This window comes from Geobacillus sp. FSL W8-0026 (assembly GCF_037966255.1).
GTDB lineage: Bacteria > Bacillota > Bacilli > Bacillales > Anoxybacillaceae > Geobacillus > Geobacillus icigianus.
Map to the genome: position 1 here is coordinate 3,388,144 of NZ_CP150194.1, position 20,691 is coordinate 3,408,834.

12 protein-coding genes and 1 pseudogene are annotated in these 20,691 nt (G+C 53.9%); 3 read left to right on the forward strand and 10 right to left on the reverse strand.

The features are described 5' to 3' along the window. Positions 1–27: 27 nt before the first annotated feature. From NST29_RS16980 to NST29_RS17010, 7 genes are all read right to left on the reverse strand, one after another. Entirely contained in the window at positions 28–1,212 is a 1,185-nt protein-coding gene (locus NST29_RS16980; RefSeq protein ID WP_033021762.1) for a M20 family metallopeptidase, read from the reverse strand. A gap of 148 nt (positions 1,213–1,360) precedes the next feature. Beyond that, positions 1,361–2,590 (reverse strand): hydantoinase/carbamoylase family amidase, encoded by a 1,230-nt coding sequence (locus NST29_RS16985; RefSeq protein ID WP_061912542.1) that lies wholly within the window; start codon positions 2,588–2,590, stop codon positions 1,361–1,363. A 259-nt stretch (positions 2,591–2,849) separates the two neighbouring features. Beyond that, positions 2,850–4,157, reverse strand: a complete 1,308-nt coding sequence (locus NST29_RS16990; RefSeq protein WP_033018188.1) for a hypothetical protein — start codon at positions 4,155–4,157, stop codon at positions 2,850–2,852. Positions 4,158–4,637: 480 nt separating this feature from the next. Then, complete coding sequence (locus NST29_RS16995) at positions 4,638–5,999, reverse strand: UDP-glucose/GDP-mannose dehydrogenase family protein (protein ID WP_033018189.1); 1,362 nt, start codon at positions 5,997–5,999, stop codon at positions 4,638–4,640. 144 nt (positions 6,000–6,143) lie between these two features. Continuing rightward, positions 6,144–7,454, reverse strand: a complete 1,311-nt coding sequence (gene brnQ, locus NST29_RS17000; protein ID WP_033018190.1) for a branched-chain amino acid transport system II carrier protein — start codon at positions 7,452–7,454, stop codon at positions 6,144–6,146. A gap of 567 nt (positions 7,455–8,021) precedes the next feature. After that, the gene (locus NST29_RS17005) at positions 8,022–9,365 is read right to left on the reverse strand and encodes an N-acetylmuramoyl-L-alanine amidase (RefSeq protein WP_033018192.1); all 1,344 of its coding nucleotides are present in this window, start codon (positions 9,363–9,365) and stop codon (positions 8,022–8,024) included. 407 nt (positions 9,366–9,772) lie between these two features. Beyond that, positions 9,773–11,068, reverse strand: coding sequence for an SEC-C domain-containing protein (locus NST29_RS17010; RefSeq protein ID WP_033018193.1), 1,296 nt, complete (start codon positions 11,066–11,068; stop codon positions 9,773–9,775). A gap of 562 nt (positions 11,069–11,630) precedes the next feature. Between NST29_RS17010 and NST29_RS17015 the strand changes: the two genes are divergently transcribed. Then, complete coding sequence (locus tag NST29_RS17015; protein WP_033018194.1) at positions 11,631–12,347, forward strand: plasmid pRiA4b ORF-3 family protein; 717 nt, start codon at positions 11,631–11,633, stop codon at positions 12,345–12,347. 105 nt (positions 12,348–12,452) lie between these two features. On the opposite strand, the gene NST29_RS17020 is transcribed toward NST29_RS17015, so the two are convergent. Then, positions 12,453–12,998, reverse strand: a complete 546-nt coding sequence (locus NST29_RS17020; protein WP_033018195.1) for a hypothetical protein — start codon at positions 12,996–12,998, stop codon at positions 12,453–12,455. A gap of 350 nt (positions 12,999–13,348) precedes the next feature. Between NST29_RS17020 and NST29_RS17025 the strand changes: the two genes are divergently transcribed. Together NST29_RS17025 and NST29_RS17030 are read left to right on the forward strand one after the other, a co-directional pair. After that, a complete protein-coding gene (locus tag NST29_RS17025; protein ID WP_033018196.1) occupies positions 13,349–14,992 on the forward strand; it encodes a hypothetical protein in 1,644 nt (547 codons plus the stop codon). Beyond that, on the forward strand, positions 14,989–17,751 hold the full coding sequence (locus tag NST29_RS17030; RefSeq protein ID WP_339232495.1) for a DEAD/DEAH box helicase: 2,763 nt from the start codon (positions 14,989–14,991) through the stop codon (positions 17,749–17,751). Before NST29_RS17025 ends, NST29_RS17030 begins: the two co-directional genes overlap by 4 nt. Before the next feature lie 285 nt (positions 17,752–18,036). Here NST29_RS17030 and NST29_RS17035 read toward each other — a convergent pair whose 3' ends face one another. Continuing rightward, entirely contained in the window at positions 18,037–18,600 is a 564-nt protein-coding gene (locus tag NST29_RS17035) for a Uma2 family endonuclease (RefSeq protein ID WP_033842915.1), read from the reverse strand. Positions 18,601–18,676: 76 nt separating this feature from the next. Then, a pseudogene (locus NST29_RS17040) lies at positions 18,677–20,564 on the reverse strand (PTS fructose transporter subunit IIABC). Positions 20,565–20,691: the final 127 nt, after the last annotated feature.

The following is a 20,691-nucleotide window of genomic DNA, read 5'->3' on the forward strand; positions in this document are numbered from 1 at the left end:
CCCCTTTCTTGAGATGAGCGGAAGCGCCTATTCCGCTTCCGCCAACAATTTCAACGTTGCGCCGACAAACAGCCGCACGCCGATCTCGAGCGCGTCTTCGTCGATCGTAAAGCGCGGGTGATGGTGCGGGTACACGATGCCTTTTTCCTCGTTTCGGGCGCCGACGTAAAAGAAGCTGCCCGGCGCTTTTTGCAAGAAGGCAGAGAAATCTTCGCCGCCCATGTTCGGTTTCAAGCGGGCGACGGCTTCGTCGCCCAACAGTTCGCGCGCTGTTTCCTCAATGACGCGGGTCACTTCGTCATGGTTGATCACCGGGCGATAGCCGTAGTCAAATTGGAACTCGTACGAGGCGCCGTGCGCTTCGGTAATGCCTTTGACAATGCGCTCCATCCATTGCGGCACCGTGCGCCGCAACGTGTCGTCAAACGTGCGCACCGTCCCTTGGATTTCGACCTCTCCGGGCAGGACGTTATGCGCCGTGCCGGCGACAAATTGCGTCACGGACACAACGAGCGGCTCGATTGGGTCGACGTAGCGCGAGACGATGTGCTGCAAGTTCGTCACGACTTGCGCCCCGATGGCGATGGCATCGATCGTTTGATGCGGCATGGCCCCGTGGCCGCCTTTGCCGATAATGCGAATGAAAAAGCGGTCCGGTGCCGCCATCATCGGCCCGTACACGATGCCGACTTTTCCGCGCTCCAGCGGCGACCAAAGGTGTGTGCCGATGACGACATCGACCCCGTCCATGACGCCCGCTTGCACCATCTCTTCCGCCCCGCCTGGGAACAGTTCTTCCGCATGTTGGAACAAAAAGCGAATCTCGCCGCGGATGGCATCGCGCAGCTGGGAAAAAATTTTCGCCGTTCCAAGCAGCATCGCCGTATGGCCGTCATGGCCGCACGCATGCATGACGCCGGGGTTTTTCGAGGCAAATTCAAACGAGTTTTCCTCTTGAATCGGCAGCGCGTCCATATCGGCGCGAATGGCGACGACCCGCCCGGGCTGCTTGCCGACAAGCCGCGCCATCACGCTCGTTTTCGTCGGCCGTGAAAGCTCAAGGTGGCCGAACGATTGCAGCGTCTCGAAAACAAACTGCGCCGTTTTCTCCTCTTGGAATGACAATTCAGGATGGGCGTGCAGATGGCGGCGCCAAGCGATGACGTCCGCTTTCACTTCATCAACGAGTCGTTTGATTTCTTCCCTTGTCATCTGAGTTCTCCTCCTGTTCTTTGTTCTTCCCTTTGGTCAGGCGTCGATCAAAGACGAATTCGGCTCTGGAAATGCCCCATGATCCTCAATCAGACAGGTCGCGTGAATTTTTTCCAACATTCGCCACAACCTTTGTTCATCTTTTTCGTTATTCCGCTTGCGCCAGCTGCCATACGGTATGATAAAGGACCGCCGCTCCCGCTGCACAATCCTCTTTCGTGCTCCATTCCGCCGGGTTATGGCTCACCCCGTCTTGGGAGCGGACAAAGATCATTCCGATCGGGCAAAGAGGAGCCAACTGCACCCCGTCATGGGCCGCACCGCTCGGCAGCCAAAACGGTGGATACCCGAGCTGCTTGCACGCCCTTTCCGCGGCCTGTTTTACCACCTCAGAACATAGCACCGGCGGCATGTCTTGCAGCCGCTCCATCATGAGACGAACGTTCCGACTAGCGGCGATCTTCTCTGCCTGCGTAGCGATCATGTTCCAGACTCGGTCGCGCACCTCTGCGTTCAAATCACGCAAATCTAGCACAAATTCGACTCGTTCGGGAATGATATTAATGCCGCCTGGAAACACATGAAGCTGTCCGACCGTTCCGACCGTTGTCCCGGTCCGACGCGCCTCCTCTTCTATCACGGCCATGATGTGGGCAGCTGCCACCAACGGATCACGGCGCAATGACATCGGCGTCGCTCCGGCGTGTTCCGCCTTTCCTTCGATCGTAAATTTCACCCAAATCAGCCCAGCGATGCCGGTGACAATGCCAACAGGAAGCCCTGCTTCCTCAAGCACCCGCCCTTGTTCGATGTGCAATTCGACATAGGCTTTCACCGTTCCGCGTTTTCGCGCCGCCTCGTGCAAGCGGTTCGGATCACCCCCCGCCCGCCTCATCGCTTCGGCAACAGAAATTCCGTTCGCATCGCGGTAGTCGAGCGCTTCCAGCGGCAGCGTCCCAGCCATGGCACGGCTGCCGATCATACCGAAACGAAAGCGCGCTCCTTCCTCGTCCGTAAACGCTACGACTTCGATCGGGTAATGTGTCTTCACTCCTTGCTCGTTCATCGATTGAACGACTTCGATGCCCGCCAGCACTCCAAGCGGACCGTCAAAGCGCCCACCGTTGTAAACCGAATCCAAATGCGATCCGATGAGAACAACAGAGGCTTCTCGATTCGTCCCTTCTTTCCGTCCGATTACGTTGCCTGCCGCATCTTCATGCACAGCCAGCCCTGCTTCACGCATGTAAGAAACGACCAAGTCTTTCGCCCGCCGTTCCTCAGCCGTGAACGAGAGCCTCGTCACCCCGCCACTCGGCTGTTTCCCTATCTCCCCCAACTCCATCAGCCGTCGCCAAAGACGTTCCCCTTGAACCAACCCACTTCCCCTCTTTCCGGCGATTTACGGATGAATTTCGGTTATGTCCTTAATTATAACAAATTATTCTAAATTTTTAAATAGTAAATAACTGAATAATTTGAATATTTCTCTTCCAAACGTTCTCGTTTTGCCAACCCAGCCAAGCAGGGGTTTTCCTGTTTCTCCAAGGCGATGCTCCCCGCCTTTGTTTTTCGTTTACACATGGTTTTTTTTCAACTAAAAATCGGCTTCGACAAACGACCGAAGCCGATTCACTTTATAAAAAAAGGCGATACACTTTCCGCGGCCGACCGCGGGGATAGGGGTTCGTCTCCCCAATGGCTTCCGCGAGACCAGCAGCTTCCAGTTCTTTTAAAATCCGACGAGCACTGCGCGGCAAAATTTGCATATACGCCGCCAGCTCATGGGCTTCAATTTCATTGTTGCCGCGCTTGCGCAAAACCGCTTGCAGTTTGCCGATCGTTGCGACGCTTAACCTTGTGCGTTCTGCCAGCTCCCGCAGCTCCTCGCCGCCGAGCGAATAGCGGATTTGTTCTCTTGCCCCCAACGGACCGGCGATCGTCCCATCATCAAAAGCCGCCATCCAGGCGCCCCTTCCGTGCTGTTTCGCATGCAAAAACGCTTTTCCCGCCTGAATTTCCGCCTCGTACGCTGTTCGCCCGATGCCGATGCCACACGCTGCGATTTCCTCATAAAGATGGGCCATCTCTTCGGCCGGTGGAATCGTTTTATAGCCAGCGGTCATCTCTTTCAATGCGCCTCTCGTTGTAAAAATGACGTAGCGGCCTGGCCCTGCGCTCTTCAGTGATCCTTGAACTTTTCTTGCATACCGCAACAATTTTTCCGTTGTTTTCATCTCTAGACGATACATGTCATCCGTCGAAAAGGTCTCGGGGGAGACGGCCTGCATCGCATCGACTTCAATCATTTGCACAGCGATTTGCGCATCTTGCGCCTGCAGCATCTGTCCCGTGCGAATGATGGTTTGGATGACCGCTTCCACCGCTGAGCGGGCGGGCAATACACGGTACACCGGCATCCCGAGTTTCTCCAGTTCGAGATGAGCGGTCCGCAAACAGGTGACCGCCGCTTCCGTTTTCCCTTGTTTCCAAAGGAGGTAATGATAGTCGGACAGTTCCTGAGCCGAAATTCCTCCCTCGTAATGCTTGACGTATGGAATCGATTCCTCGATGCCCGCTTCTTCCAGCAGCCGTTCGATTTCGCGGCGTTGGTACGTGTCAAAACTAAGCCGGCTGACCGGAATCCGTTTCGTATAGTGCACCTGTAGCAGCGTCCGATACAAACTGGCACCAATATGCGGCACATAAAACAGCGGCGCCTCGATCTCTCCGGACTGCTTGACGATCGAATACGGCACTTGTCCGGAAAACAACCACATATCCGCTTCTGAAGCAAGCGGTCGAATTAAATCGAGAATTTCGCTTTCATACCAATAAACAACGGGAAGACAAACGAATTCCTTATACGCCTCTACCACTGCTTGAATGATCGGCAATGAATCGTCTGCCCCGAATATCCCTAATCGAAGGCGAATGGCACACACCTCCCTCCTCTGCTCCCTTCTCGAGGGCGAACAACGCCGCGCCTGATTCGCTTGTTCCTTGATATTTCTTGCCGGTCCCAAGGAGAGTCTGGAGGCTGGTGATTTAACCATTTATACGGCTTTACCATGTCATTTCTCAATTAGAAAAACATTGTTGCATCGGTCCTGATTTTCACGCGTTCCCCCATTGATGAACGGAATCAGTGGTTTTTCATCGGCCTTCTAGGAGACCGATGATTTAAGGGGACAAGTCGCTTATCAAGCCCGTTTCTCAAATAGATAAACCTTGTCGCATCAGGATCGCCTTTCAAGTGTTCCCCCATTGCTCAAGAGAAACAACCGTTTTTCACCAGCCTTCTAGGAGGCCGGTGATTGACTCGCGCAACCGCTTGCCGGAACTGTTTTTCAAGTCGAAAAAGCTTGTTGCATCAGCCTCTATGTTTGCGCGTTCCATCATCGATCAAGGCAAGCAGCGATTTTTCACCGGCCTCCTTCTGTTTCTCCTTGAGTTGTGACCGGAGCGTGCAACGAAACGCCTAGTGCCCCACCCGCCAGCGGCCGTCCGATCGACTCATAGATCAAGCCGGCGGCCGCTGCTTGTTTGACGTCATAGCAATTGCGTCCGTCCACCACCAGCGGCGTGTTCATGAGCGCCTTGTAGCGGCCAAGGTCAAACTGCAGGACGGCCGGCCATTCGGTGAAAATCAAGCAAACGTCCGCGTTGCGGATGGCGTCCTCGATCGTCTGGCAACAGACGACCGCATCGCCGAACCGGCGGGCGACATGCCCTAGGGCAGCCGGATCCCAGACGCGCACGTTTGCCCCTTCGGCAATGAGCCATTCGATGTTCGCCAAGGCGGGCGACTCGCGCACATCATCGGTGCCAGGCTTGAACGCCGCGCCGAGCACCGCCACCGTTTGGTTGCGAAAGTCGCCGATATACGAACGCGCCTTATCGATCAGCTTCCACTTTTGCTTTTCGTTGACATCGATCGCCGCCCAAACCGTTTTGAGCGAATAGCCGTAGGAAGCAGCTAGGGCATACAAGGCGTTCGCATCTTTCGGCAGGCAAGAGCCGCCGTAGCCAACGCCAGCGCGCAAAAAGCGGCGGCCGATGCGCGGATCCATGCCGATTCCTTCCGCCACCGCCTCAATGTCGGCACCGGTTAGTTCGCACACGTTCGCGATTTCGTTGATATAAGAAATTTTCAACGCTAAAAACACATTGGCGGCGTATTTGATCATCTCCGCGCTTTTCCGGTCGGTGACCACATACGGAAGCGCAAACGGGGCGTACAGCTCCTTCATCGCCCGTTCAGCGCGGTCCGAATCCACTCCCAATACGATGCGCGGCGCCTGCAGCGTATCGCGCACCGCCGTCCCTTGTGAGAGAAACTCCGGGTTGGAAACGACGTCAAACCGCACGCGATGGCGCGCATGCTCGGCCAAAAAGCGGGCGGCTTCATCTCCGGTGCCGACCGGCACGGTTGATTTGATGGCGACCAAGCAGTCGCGCTCCGCCGTCAACGCAATGCGGCGCAACACCTCCCAGACGTCGTTGAGCCGCACCGATCCGTCCGGCAATGGGGGCGTGCCGACGGCGATCATGATCACTTCCGCCTCTCGATACGCTTCCTTGTCATCAGTTGCAAAGCGAAGGCGGGCGCGGTTCCGCTCAATGAGCGGCTCCAGCCCCGGTTCGTAAATCGGGATGGCGCCGTCGTTTAACAAGCGGATTTTTTCCGCATTCACGTCCACACATGTGACGCTATGCCCTTTATCCGCCAAACAAGCGGCGGTCACGAGCCCCACATATCCTGTTCCTGCGATCGCGATGTTCATCGTTTTCCACACCTTTATTGATCCTTTGCGGCCGTAGTCGCTTGTACTCATTATAGCGAATCGCTTGTCGATTTTCACGATTTCCGTCCGACCGCCAACATGTGCCAAAAAAAAAAAAAAAACCGAGGTGCAGTGCAGCCCCGGTTATGCGGCGTGTTTTCGGTTCATAACGGTCGGCCAATCGATGAGAAAACCAAGCACAGCACCGATCAGCGCGGGCACCACCCAACCAAGCCCAACGGAAAACAGCGGCGCCCAAGACAGAAGCGGCTCAAGCCACGCCGTTTCCACCCCCATTGCCTTGAACCCGTCGTACAGACTGAACACGCCGGTAAACAGCAGCGCCATACCGTACACTTTCGCCGAGCCGCGGAAAAAGCGGTGGAAAAACGACAAGACGACGAGCACAATCGCCAACGGATACAACATCGTCAACACCGGAACGGATACAGCGATCAGCGCGTTTAACCCGAGATTGGACATGACAAAGCTAAAGAGGGTCAGCGCGGTGACATAAGCCCGATACGATACAGCCGGAGTCAGCTCGTGAAAATATTGCGCACAAGCGGCCACCAAGCCAATCGCGGTCGTCAGGCAAGCCAGCGCGACAATCACCCCGAGCAGCACCTTTCCGCCGCTACCAAACAGAAGCGAGGACACATGCGAAAGCAGCTCAGCCCCGTTCGCAAACGAACCGGCCCCAGCCATTCTCGCGCCCACGCCGGCAATGCCGGCATACACAAGCGCAAGCCCCGCTGCCGCGATCACGCCCGATTGAATCGTCGCTTTCGCCTGCAGCGCCGGCCGATCGATTCCACGGTCGCGAAGCGCTTGAATGACGACGATGCCAAAGGCAAGAGCCGCGATCGTATCCATCGTTAAATACCCTTCGAGCATCCCTTTGGCCAACGGAGCCGAAGCATATTTTTCCACCGGCTCGGCCTGCGGGTCATCCAACCGGACCAAGCCGGTGAGGCAAAGCACAGCAATCGACAGCAACAACATCGGCGTCAGCCATTGACCGATCCGATCAACCAACTTGGACGGGTTTAAACTGAGCCAATAGACAAGAGCGAAAAAGACGCCGGTAAACAGCCACATCACAAGCGATCCGCTCGCAGGGAAAAACGGCTTCGCCCCGATTTCGTAAGCGACGCTCGCCGCCCGCGGAATACCAAAAAACGGGCCGATCGCCAAATACACAGCCAACGAAAAACAGAAACGAAACAGCGGATGGACACCTTGACCGAGCGAACGGATGCCGTCTTGGACGAACGCCACCGCCGCGACCGACAGCAACGGCAGCCCCACGCCCGTGATGATGAAGCCGGCGATCGCCGGCCACACCGCCGTCCCAGCTTCCATTCCTAAATACGGGGGGAAAATTAAGTTTCCAGCCCCGAAAAAGAGCGAAAAGAGCATCAATCCCGTCAATACCACATCCCGTGCCTTCATAATCTCCCTCATTTCCATTTTCGAGAAAATAAATTGAGTATTCTGATATATATCATTTCAGTGATTTAAACGGTTATCATCTTTAAAAATCCATTATACCGTTGATTTTCATCCCTAGGTGGAGGGCAGATCGCACTGGCTAAGAGCTTTTCCATGAAAAACATTATACTTTTTTAACTATTTTGTCAACCACTTCACTTTTCGGGGGCATCCCGCGCCAGCTGGGGATGTTTCGCTAGCTGACCATGAACCTTTTCCAACATCACTATCAGCCAATGATGGCGCTCATTTCACCTAGAAGGTTGGTGATTGAAGAAAACAGACTGCTTTTCTCGACTTCTTGTTGCGCAAGGAGACCCCAACGGGAACAAGTGTGCACCATGAGCCGGAGAACTATCTGCGGCCAAAAGAAAACCGGGAGAATCCCCGGTTGCGCAGCGTGTTTCCGTTCGCTTGATGACAGCCGATCGATCATAAGCAACGAACAGACCGCCAAGCCTCGATGTCTTTCATGTATACCGCACCCTCGTACTCTACAAGCCCACGAACTCGGATGTCCGTCGTTGTTTATTCAAAATACTGCTTTACCGCAGCCGCAATCGCCGTTGTCACCGCTTCCTGATAGCCGTCGGTCGCCGCTGTCGCCGCATCCGAGCGGTTGCTTAAATAGCCGAGCTCAAGCAGCACGGACGGCTGTTCATTTTCCCGCAGCACGTAATAGTCGCCAAACGCAACGCCCCGGAACGGCAACGCGGCAAGCTGCGAGAACGGGCCTTGAAACGACTGCGCTAAACCGTAGTCGGCAAATCGGTCATAATAGTAGACAGTGATGCCAGAGGCCGCCGGATCCTCTGCACTGTCGTAATGCAAGCTGATAAAGGCATCGGCTTGATACAGGCGGGCCGCGGCGACGCGCGCCGACAGCGGCACGTAATCATCCCCCGTGCGCGTCAACACGACTCGGGCGCCGAGCTTTTCCAGTTTTTGTTTGAGCCGCTCCGCCGTTTTGATCGTCAGCGCTTTTTCCATGATGCCATCCGCGCTCTGCGCCCCGCCGTCCTTGCCACCGTGGCCGGCGTCAAGGACGATCGTTTTTCCGGCAAGCACTTGAATCGGTGCGCGCGTCCATGAATACATATACGAGCCCGGCGCCTGTTTGGACAAAGAAGCGAAGCGAGCCTCCACAGCCATGGCGGAGGCGGCGTCTTCGTTGTCAGCGCCCGGCGCTTGCTTGCCATCCGTTTTGATATACTCCGCCACCGCCCAACCTTCCAGCCCCGAACGCGTTTTGATTTGATACCAGCCTCGCTTCGCCGCGACAATCTCGACGCCATCTCCCTGACCGAGCCGGCCGATCCGCTCCGCCTCCAATGTCGGCGCCGTTCGCACGTTCAATGAATCTACGGTCACAACGCCCGTTTGCGCCGCACCCGCTGCTTCAACAGCGGTCAAATACGACGCCGCCACCCAGCCAACGGCATCGTCACTAACTACTTTTTTCCATTTACCCTCTTCTTGAATGACAGCCACTTGGTCTCCCTGCCACAAATAGCCGATGACGCGCCCGTCAAAACGCGGTTGTTGGCGAAGACGAAGCTTGTCCACTGTCACTTTCTCCATTCGTTCGACGGGAGCGGCGTACGTGGCTGCGAGCCAACCGATTTGTCCTGATTTCCAACGGATTTTCATCCAACCGCCTTCCTCCGCGACCGATGCATACGTCTCACCGCGGTGAACGATCGCCACGGAGCGGTACGGCACGCCCGGCCCTTGGCGAACGTTGACCTCATCCGTGGTCACGACGACAAACCGTTCTGTTTTTTCCTTCTCCCCTTCCGCTCCTGTCGGCCAAGCCAAAGCCGCAATCCAACATAAACAAAACCATGCGGCGAGCCATCCTCCCCGCTTCATCTACCTTCCCTCCCGGCTGTCTCTCATTCTACTATATGGTTCGTGCACCGAAGCGGATTTCCTGTCTGTCAGCGAGAAAAACCGCTCGACAGAACAAGCGCCCACGCAGGCGTTCCTCCGACAACGGGCGCCCCATTTCCGCACAATGCCCGTCAGTGCGACAGCCGTCAACAAAAAAAAAAAAAAAAAAAAAAACGCGAGCGCTGTTATATAGCGGGGAACACTTTCTTGTTTTTCTTACATAATCTACCAGGAAGCCGGTGATTGACTCCCACAACCGCCTTAGAAGGTTGGTGAAAAACGGTGATTTCCTTCTGGTTGATGAATAAAAGTGTGCATTGTTGCAAGTTTTTTCTATTTGAGAAGCGATTCTAGGAAGCCATATCCACGATTCCATCACCTGCCTCTTAGAAAAACCCGCGCTCAGCAAACATTTCAAAGACGCAGTGCTCGAGTTCTTCACGCAACTCCTCTTCATCCACCCCTTGAAGCAATCCGTCCTTTTTCCACTTGTTGATCGCCTCGTCGATCAGCCGGTTCACTTGATCCGCATCCCAACCGTCGCGGCGAAGCAATTGTTCCATCTTGTCCAGCCATTCGTCGATGGCTACATCCAGCCAATCGGCGTCATCGTCCCACCAGATGTCATCAGACCATTCCTCATCCTCATCGTCCTCCTCGTCGAACGTTTCAAGGCTGAACAAAAGAAACTCCATCGCAGTCGATTCGATGTCCTCGACCGACACCCCATACCGTCTGGCGACCTCTTCCTCGCTGATGCGATTTTCTTCGATCATCTGTCCGGCAAAAAAGCGGAGCGCCGCCGCATACACGGCAGGATTCTCGATATCGACCGCTTCGCGCGCGCAATACATGTGCCAAAACATCGTCGCCTGGCTAAGAAGCAACGCAGGTGCATCCGCTTCGTGCCGTTTCAGCTCAAGAATGACCGCCTCTTCATCCGGGTCGTCCCACTCCATCTGATCGAGCAGCTGCCATAAAAACTCGCTGATCGCCGCATCCAACGCGAGCGGGAAAGAGTGGCGCAAAAACTCTTCCCCCGTTTTCCCGCTTCGCTCCTGCTCAACTTGCAGCGCCCGAACGAGCCGCTCCTTGCTTTGTTTCAATAACGGAAACACTGCGGAAAAATATGTAAACGCCTCGTTGTACGGCACAAGACATCCGAGCAGCACATCGCCTTCTTCCATTTCTGGCCATTCCTGCGCCGCCAACAGGTAGACGCGCTTTTCTTTCCCGCTTAACAGATCGCGGACAAGCAACTGTCGCCGTTCCTCATCGAAATGAATGATCTCATCAAATGACGGCACCGTCCCTGCCCATCGTGCCACATGCGCCTGTACAGCCGGCCGCCAGCGGGCATAACGCCGATCTCGCATATAAGCGGAAAAAATGGTCGTTCCTTTTTCATCGACCGGACGACAGAAAATGACCCAATTGGTCACAAATAAACTCACTGCCGAATCGAGCACTTCCGGTCGATCTTCCAACGGGCGTTCGGCAATCACTTCGACAATCTCATCCTCATACCGTTCTGACGCAAACAACAGCACATCGTGCATGCATTCGACTAACTCCCGCTCAATCAACGAATCGATCGACACCACTTCATCCTTTCCGCAGCAACGCTTGTACTTTTTCCCGCTTCCGCACGGGCAAAGGGCGTTCCTCGACACTGCCGCCATATCGTCACCTACTTTTTTTAAATTCGGCCTCACCGTTGTCTATATTGTACCATAGTTAGCACAAAAAAGAAAAAAGTCCTTGTTCCTAGGGGGCCGGTGATTGACTCACGCAACCGCTTCTCAGAATCGTTTCTCAAATAGAAAAACTGGTTGCATCATCTTCTTCACGCGTTCCATCATCAATCAAGGCAAACAGCGGTTTTTCCCCAACCTTCTAGAAGGCTGGGGATTTAAGGAAGCAGACTGCTTACCAACCTTGTTTCTCAAATAGAAAAGCCTTGTCGCATCGGTATCGCATTTCACACGTTCCCCCATCGATCAAGAGAAACAACCGTTTTTCACCAGCCTCCTAGAGTCAGTCAAGAGAGCTGCTTTTTTCTACCGCGCTTCGCTTAGTGGCTCCGACGAGGGTTGCGAACAAAGGCGCGCAATCCTTGTCACTTCCTGAACGTCACCCACAACTCTTTTACTCACATCACGATCGCCTTACTGATTTTGATTTTTGAAAAAATAGTTTAAACTATAAGTATACAAAAACAAGCCGACAAGGAGATCGATATTCATGGAAGAAAAAAAACTCATGGATTTGATTGACGAACTGATGACGAAGCTCCGTTCAACAGAATCTGCCCGCCCGCGCGGTCGTTGGGTGGAAGCGCCAAAAAGCAAAAGCTCACCGCCGAAGAAACCGCGCCGCTCCAAAACCGCCTACCAGCTGAAAATTTCATTAAGCGGCTTCCGTCCGCCCATCTGGCGCCGTGTCCTTGTGCCTGGGCACGCCACGTTTGACCAGCTTCATTTGGTCATCCAAGAAGCGATGGGATGGGAGCAAGCACATTTATATGAATTCCAATTCGGCGAGATCGTCATCGGCATTCCCGACGATTGGGGCTTGCACGGGTTCGCGAAAACGCTCGAGGACGCTCGCCGCACCACGCTTGAGCAATGGTTGACGGAAGAAAAACAAAAATTTGTGTACATTTACGATTTTGGTGATTACTGGCGCCACAACATCACCGTCGAAAAGATTGAAACGCTCTCCAAACCGCTAGAACGCGCCACTTGCCTGAAAGGAAAACGGGCGTGTCCTCCCGAGGATTGCGGTGGCGTCTATGGTTATCTCGAGCTGCTCGAATCAGCAGCAAACAAAGACTCCCTTACCGACCCAGAACTGATTGAACGGCTCGAGTGGCTGTCTGATATGAAAGGCGACGATTTCGACCCGGACGCCTTTGACGTCGAGGAGGCTAACAAACGGCTCGCCTACATCCAATTTTGATCCTCCACGCCGCTGAAACCGTAGGATGAGAGACGATGGCAACACTCGAAAGCGACCCTTGACCGCTTACGAGACAGGGGTCGCTTTCGCATTGACCGGGAATGTCTACGGCCGGCGGCTTAAACGATCCACCGATGCGCGCACACGCTCTTGAGACACGGGCACTTCTTTTTTCACCCTGTCCAACCACTCTTTCAACTTTTGAAGCCACGGTTCCAAGTACGGAGAGAAAGCCGGCGGGTAAACGAGAACTGGATCTCCCATCTCATCATGGCAACCTGCCGTGGCTATGATATACATCCCGGGCAAAAGATGCGGCTGTGCCCGTTCCGGAACATCCCATGTCACCGTACGATTATGGCCGATCCAATCAACCACCGCTTTCCCTTGTTCTATACCCTTAACACAGTACATAGAAAAATGAGCGGAGGAAGGAGTGGGGAAACCAAACAACCCGACGAGTTGCCAAACCAACCGTTTTTCCTTCTCTTCTTTTCTCTCCGTTCCCCATTCATCCAACAACGCGAAACAATGCTCTAATTCGCTTCTAACCTCTTCCAAAATGGCACAAACAGCCTTTTGGTGTTTCGTTCCATAACGGCTGTCGAGCCAGCCGGCCAACTCAGGAAGCATATCAAGCGCTTGACTCACAGTTTGCTTCGGAAGCGAACTCCATCTTGTTGGAATTTGCTCAACGGGGAATTGTTTCCAATCCCTTTCTCCTACGTCTTCCCACGATGAAATCGACCGGCTCGCTAGAAGGCCAGTGAAAAACCGTTGTTGCCCTTCATCAATGGGAGAACGCGCGAAAAGCAGGACCGATGCAACAAGGTTTCTCTAGTTGAGAAATGAGATGGTAAAGTCGTATCTAGGATTCAATCACCAACCCTCGTAGCCCCCCATCAAAACGCCAGTTGCTTCCACCGTGAATCGCATAGCACTCTTCATCTCGACATGCTATAATTGAGTGATAGGGAAATGAACGGAAAGGACGAACCGACATGCTGCAAACCACCGTTTCCAAACCGCTCTTGCAACAGGCGGCGAGCGAATTGATGAAGGAATTCCCATTTTCCATCTTCCATCATCTGATTCAAAAAGGGCGCGATCTAGCCAGAAGCGGCCTTGTTTATAATGTCATGATCGTCAACAGCCATGAAGTGGAAGGGGTCGTTTCCGATATCACCCCTCATGAAGTTATGCTTGATTTGACCAATGCCGCCCGCCGCCATCGCTGCCCTTGTCCGACGGAAGGGTTATGTCCGCATATTTTAGCGTTATTTTTCTATGTCTACGGCAATGTCTTTGACAACGGAGAACTGTTTCGCCTTTGGAAAAAAGGGCAAATCAGCGCCGCGCCGAAAGAACCGGCCGCCCATGAACCAAACACGCCGGCGGCGAAACGAACAGGGAAAACGACAAGCCTTCCGGTCGTTGCCCATGAAACCGTTGAAGACTGGTGGGACCAATTTGAGCGACAGTACGAAGACTTTTTCGCGCGCCAGCAAAGTGGAGCCAACTGGCCGTATCGCTTGGCTTTCCAGCTCCTCCCGAAGCTAGGCAAAAACAACGGAAGGCAAGCCGGCGCCCGTCCGTTGCGGGAGCTGCACGCCGCTCTGTTTTTGCTGGAAAAACTTCGCGAGTACGGAGAGGCGCAAGGGTGGAGCGACGGCGGATTCGGTTCTTACCGGCAATTTTCGTGGCATCAGGACGTCAACTATGTCGCTGGCCGCGCCTTGGCCGCCTTGGAAGCATTCTCCACCCAGTCGCCGCCGCGGTCGCTCAACGCCTTGGTTGAACAGACGATTTTATACGTTCGCGATGGGCTGTTTTGGGAAGGGGAGCTGGCATCGTTCGGTTATGACCTTTACACCACCGCCTGGGAAACGCTGTTTACCAAGCCGGCCTGGCGCCAAGAAGAACGGGCCGAACTCCTTCAGCTCGCCAAAAGCCAAGACAACATCCGCGCCGCCATGGCGGCTGCTCATCTTTCCTTCCTGCTTGGCGAAGACGACGAAGCGATCGCGCTTTACCGCGCGTTCCCCGATCAGGCAGGCGTGTTTTTGGCGGAATGGTTCGGACGATTCATCCAAAACGGCCTCCTAAAGCGGTTTGAAGCCGTCTGGGAAAAAATAAAGCCCGACTGGCCGCTTTATCTTTCGCATATCCCGGCTTTCGTCCGAAGCAGTTTTTTAGAGGAAACCGCGCACTGGTTCGAAATGTACGCCCGCCACCGAAACCGCCCGGGCGCATGGGAAGAGTTTTTGCAGCGCAGCCTCCCATACAGCGTCAACGAGTACACTCATTTTTTGTATAAACAAAGACGCGATCAGGAACTGGTGGATCTATTCTTATGGGCGAACATCACCGCCGATAAGCTGCCTCCGCCGATGCTCAAAACATTGCAAGCGCGCGGGACAGAGCTCGTCATGCCGTTATATCATCGCACAGTGGTGAAGCTGCTCAACGAGAAAAACCGCTCGAGCTACCAAAAGGCTGTCCGTTATTTGAAAACGTTGCGCGCTCAATACCGCTCCACCAAGCGGCTCGATCAATGGGAGGCCTATCTCGAACAATTGCTCGCCCAGACGGCGCGCCTGCGCGCGTTTCAGGAAGAATTGAAGAAAGGAAAATTGCTTCCATGAAAGCATTGGAGACGATTCAAATTTCCTGCCGGTGGAATGAAGAGCTTCGATGCTTCGAGCTCTCCGGTTCCACCCATCCCTTTTCATGGGTTTCACCGTTATTGGCCTGGCATGAAGAAACGTTTTACGGCACGATGATCGAAATCGAAAACGACATCGTGCGGTTATCGCCTTGGCAAGCGCTCACTTGGTTCGCGTTGCGTCCGCATTCACGCTTTTCAGCCGTTGAATGGGCAGACGAATTCACCGCCCGCTTGGAAGCGTGGGCGAAGCACATCTGGAACGATGTGCGCGAGCGCCGCTTCCTTCCTGATGCTTCCTTATGGAAAAACACAGGCGGCGCATGGAACGAGGCGGGACGCACCCGTTGGCGCGGCGCGGACGATGACCCCGATCCGTTCGTCGCCACATGGCGGTCGCTGGCGATCGCCGACTGGCTCTCCCGCGGCCCGGAACTCCGCCGCCTCTGGGGCGAAATCGTTCGGGCGTATCCATTGATCGCCGCTCAGAGCGACCAATGGACCGGAACAGAGGAGGACTGGCTCGAACAAATCGGCTGGCTCGGCGACCGACCGCCGTTTACCGTCGGCCTGCGCCTTACCGAACCTGAGAAGGACGGGGAATTATGGACGCTCGAGCCGGTAGCCCTCGCCCTCGATGACAGCGTCATCGCTCCCCTTGATCGTCTGCCGCGCGCTTGGCGTCCATATGAATCATCGGTCGCTAGGGCCATTCACCGCATTCAGACGATCGTGCCGTGGCTTGGCGATGAAAACGAGTCTTTGCTTCGTGAATTGTCCGATGACCAAGCGTGGCGCTTTTTATCGGAAGAAAGCGTAAAGCTGACGGAAGCGGGGGTGAGGCTGCTGCTCCCTGACTGGTGGCATGACATCCGCCAGGCGCAGCTGTCGATTAAAGCGAAGCTGTCCCCTTCCGTCCGCACGGAATCGCTCTTTGGACTCGAACGGCTCTCCGAGTTTGACTGGCGAGTGGCCACCAACGGCATCGAATGGACGGAAGAAGAGTTTGCCGCGCTAGCCGAACAACAACGGCGCCTCATCCGTCTGCGCGGCCAATGGCTCATTCTCGATCCCGCCTTAGTCCGTCGCGCCCAAGCGCTCATGGAGAAGGCGAAAAAAGAAGGGGTGCCGATTCATGACGTCGTCGCGCAAACGTTATTGGCGGAAGCCAACGAACGCGAGGAGGCAATGGATGAAGAGATCCCCATCGAGATCGACGTTCATGACCAATTCCGGGCGCTGATCCGCCAGCTGCAAACGATCGATGAGCTCCCTCGCGCGAACGTGCCGCCATCGTTTCGCGGCGTGCTCCGTCCGTACCAGCAGCGCGGCGTCGACTGGCTCGTCTTTTTGCGGCGATTTGGCTTCGGCGCCTGCTTGGCCGATGACATGGGGCTCGGCAAAACGGTGCAGCTGCTCGCCTATTTGGCTTACGTCAACGACACCGAGCGCCCGAACGCGCCAGCGCTTCTCATTTGCCCGACAAGTGTCATCGGCAACTGGCAGAAGGAATGCGCCCGCTTCGTCCCCACTTTGCGCGTCTACGTGCATCATGGGCCGAACCGGGCGAGAAACGATGCCTTTTTGCAGGCGGCAAGGGAGGCTGATCTCGTCATTACGTCCTACCCCCTTGCCCATTTGGATCATGACGATATAAAACAGATCCATTGGCATGCCATTTGCCTTGATGAAGCGCAAAACATCAAAAACGCCCAGACGAAGCAGGCGCGCGCCATCCGTCGCTTGAACGGCAACCATAAAATCGCCCTATCCGGCACGCCGGTGGAAAACCGTTTGAGCGAGCTTTGGAGCATTTTCCACTTCTTAAATCCGGGCTACCTCGGCAGCGCCGCCGAATTCGAACGCCGGTTTGCCGGTCCGATTGAAAAAGAGGGGGATGCCCATAAAAAAGCGGCGCTCCAAGCGCTCATCCGTCCGTTTCTGTTGCGGCGGACGAAAACCGATGAAGCGGTCGCCCTCAATTTGCCGGATAAAATCGAGCAAAAAGAATACTGTCCGCTCACCGCGGAGCAGGCGGCTTTGTACGAGCAGCTCGTCAACGACACGCTCGAACGGGCGAAAGCGGCGAGCCCGTTTGCGCGGCGCGGGTTGATTTTGCAGATGGTAAACGGCGTCAAGCAAATTTGTGACCACCCAGCGCTCTATTTAAAAGAACGCCAACCGCGCCAACTGGTCGAACGATCGCACAAGCTGGAAAAACTCGTTGAACTCGTCGAGCAAATTCGGGCGAACAACGAGTCTTGCCTGATTTTCACCCAATATGTCCGGATGGGGGAAATGATTCAAGAGCTGCTGTCCGACCTGTTGGATGAGCGGGTGCTGTTTTTGCACGGCGGCGTCCCGAAACCAACGCGCGACCGAATGGTGGAGGAGTTTCAAGCCCAACACGCGTCGATTTTCCTGCTGTCGCTCAAGGCGGGCGGCACCGGGCTCAACTTGACCGCCGCCAACCACGTCATCCATTTCGACCGCTGGTGGAACCCGGCCGTCGAAAACCAAGCGACCGACCGCGCCTACCGCATCGGGCAGACGAAATTCGTCCACGTCCATAAGCTGATCACAACCGGGACGATTGAAGAAAAAATTGACGAGATGCTGGAACAAAAACAAGCGCTCGCCGATGTGATCACCGAAGGCGAAGCGTGGATCACCGAGCTGTCCGACGATGAACTGCGCGACTTGCTCGCCTTATCCGCCGCAGCGAAAGGAGGCGCCTGATCATGACGGAAGAAAAGCCAAAGCGCAAGAAAAAAACAGTGGAAAACCCGTGGGAGAAATTGCTAAAGCGGATGGAAGAAAAAGTGAAAGAGCGGGAAAAGCGGCAAAAGCAGCCATAAAGGGACATCACGCGGGCGATGAACGCCGCCTCAATCCATTCCATAGGCAATGGGGTGCTCTTCACCCAAGCATGAAAACCATGGATCGTCGGTGTGGAATTTTCATAGAAACAGCGTGGGATTGCTCCCACGCTGTTCGCTTTCAAGCCATCCTCTCGGCATCTTATCAATGAAACAACTCGGCCATATCGATTGCGAACCCGGGGAAATACATAGAGCGAACCGTTCCTGTTTTCACTTGAACATCCGCCTGCTCATAGAGCCGTTCTTTATTGAGCACATACACCGTCACAGCCTGTTTCATCGGATTGACTATCCTATATTCATGGACACCGCACGCCATGTACAAATTGAACTTTGTGACAAGATCATGCGCCTGGTTCGACGGACTGAGAATCTCGACGATCAACGGCGGAACCCCGATATACTTCGCTCCATCCAGCCCTTTTTCGCCGTAAATGACCGTCAAGTCCGGAACCACCACATGTCGTGCCCCTGTTTGCTCATCGACCAGTTCCACATCAAGCGGCGCTGCCAACACATCGCACGGCTTTCCTCGAAAAAACAAACTGAACGGAAAATGAAGGCGGCTCGAGATGAGCTGATGCCGAACGCTTGGCGACGGGGTCATATACACGGCCCCATCAATATACTCTAAACGATCATCGCTTTGTTCACGCAGGACCCAATAGCGCTCATACGACACACCAGAAGCAAGCGGCAAAGACAACGAAGGCCCCTCCCCATTCCCCTTTTTTCTCAGTATACCTGATGGCTTCAGACGGGGCAATGGGAGGCCTTTTTACTTAACCGATTGTTTGCAAGAGGTTGTAGGCCTCTTCCTTCGTTTGCACGGTCAGTAGCTGTTCCCGGAACGTTTCATCCATCAGCTTGCGCGCCAGCATTTGTAAAATTTTAAGATGCTCATCGCCCGCGCTTTCTTCGGGAACAGCGATCATAAAGATAAGTTTAGCCGGTGTACCGTCCAAACCGTCCCAATCCACACCATTTTTCTGCAATCCGAAAGCAACAGCCGGCTTGATCACCGCTTTTGATTTTCCATGCGGAATCGCAATCGAAAAACCGATCGCTGTCGAACTTTCTTTTTCCCGCTTGATGATCGCTTTTTTGAATTTCCGAGCGGATTCAATTACTCCTGCGCGATCTAACTTTCCGATTAGTTCATCAATCACTTGCTCTTTTGTGATTCCTTGTAGCTCAATGTCAATCAACTCTAGGCTTGTTAAATCGGATAATGTCATCGTAACCAATCCCCTTTCCTTCTGCACTACTTGTCTACCGCTATTGAACATCTTTTTTCAACATGTTCACCATCAAGGCAGTGACCATCACACCGATAACAATAGAAATGAAAAACATGATCCAGTTGTCCACCGCTCCTAACACAGCCACGACAGGACCTCCATGCGGCACATGATCACCAACCTTACTTACCATAGCAATGGCCGCTCCAACCATCGAACCAACCATAATGGACGGGATCACCCGCAGCGGATCTTTCGCCGCAAATGGAATTGCACCTTCAGTGATACCGACAAGTCCCATCGCCAAAGCTGCTTTCCCTGCTTCTTGCTCTTCTTTCTCATATTTTTTCTTGTTTAATAGCGTCGCCACTCCCATGCCCAGAGGCGGAATGCAAATGGCAGCTGCAATGGCTCCCATAATATAGACGTTGCCTTCCCCAATCATCGTCGCGCCAAAAAGGAAAGCGACCTTATTCACCGGACCACCCATATCAAAGGCGATCATCGCGCCCAAAATCAGCGCCAAAGCGATGCTGCTGGTCCCTTGCATATTATTTAACAAGTGAGTAAGCCCGCCCATCATGCTTGAGATCGGTTGGCCAATCACATAGATAAACAGCGCTGCGACCACAAATGTTGACAAAATCGGGATCACTAAAATGGGCATAATTGGTTGAATCATTTTGGGTACACTCCACGATTTCAACCATTTCGCTACATATCCAGCAATAAATCCAGCAACAATTCCACCTAAAAATCCAGCCCCTGCCTCACTATGATAAAAACTGCCGTTAGCGGCGATATAACCGCCAATCATTCCAGGCGCCAATCCCGGACGATCCGCGATACTCATCGCGATAAATCCCGCTAAAATCGGAACCATGAAGGTAAATCCAACACTACCGACACTTAATACCGTATTCCAAAATTCACTTTTCACTTGCAAGCCTTCTCCTGTCGGATCACCGCCAATGGCTAACGACAAAGCAATCAGCAATCCGCCGACCACAACAAACGGAATCATGTACGATACTCCATTCATTAAATGACGATAAATAGGGTTTTGCTTCGACTTCATTTCTTTCTTATACTGTTCGACTGATTTCAGATTGGGCTTGTATACCGGTACAGTTCCGTCTATAAACTGCTGGATTAATTTTTCCGGATGGCGGATTCCTTCTTGAACACCGACTTCGATCAATCTTTTTCCGACAAAACGGGACTTGTCCACCGTCTTATCAGCGGCGATAATAATGCCGTCCGCCTCACGAATCTCTTGCTCCGTCAGCTCATTTTCCACACCGATGGAGCCTTGTGTCTCTACTTTCATTTCGACCCCGAGTTTCTGCGCCGCCTTTTGCAAATTTTCGGCGGCCATATACGTATGAGCAATGCCATTTGGGCACGAAGTGATGGCTAACACCTTCATGCGAATTCCCCTTTCTCTGCTTCAGTAACCGTTTTCATCTTTACTATACAAGGAAATTCGCTTGTAAAAAGGTCGAATTTTTACCGAAATATGCGGTAAAACGTTGTTTTTTGTCAAAATAACGACT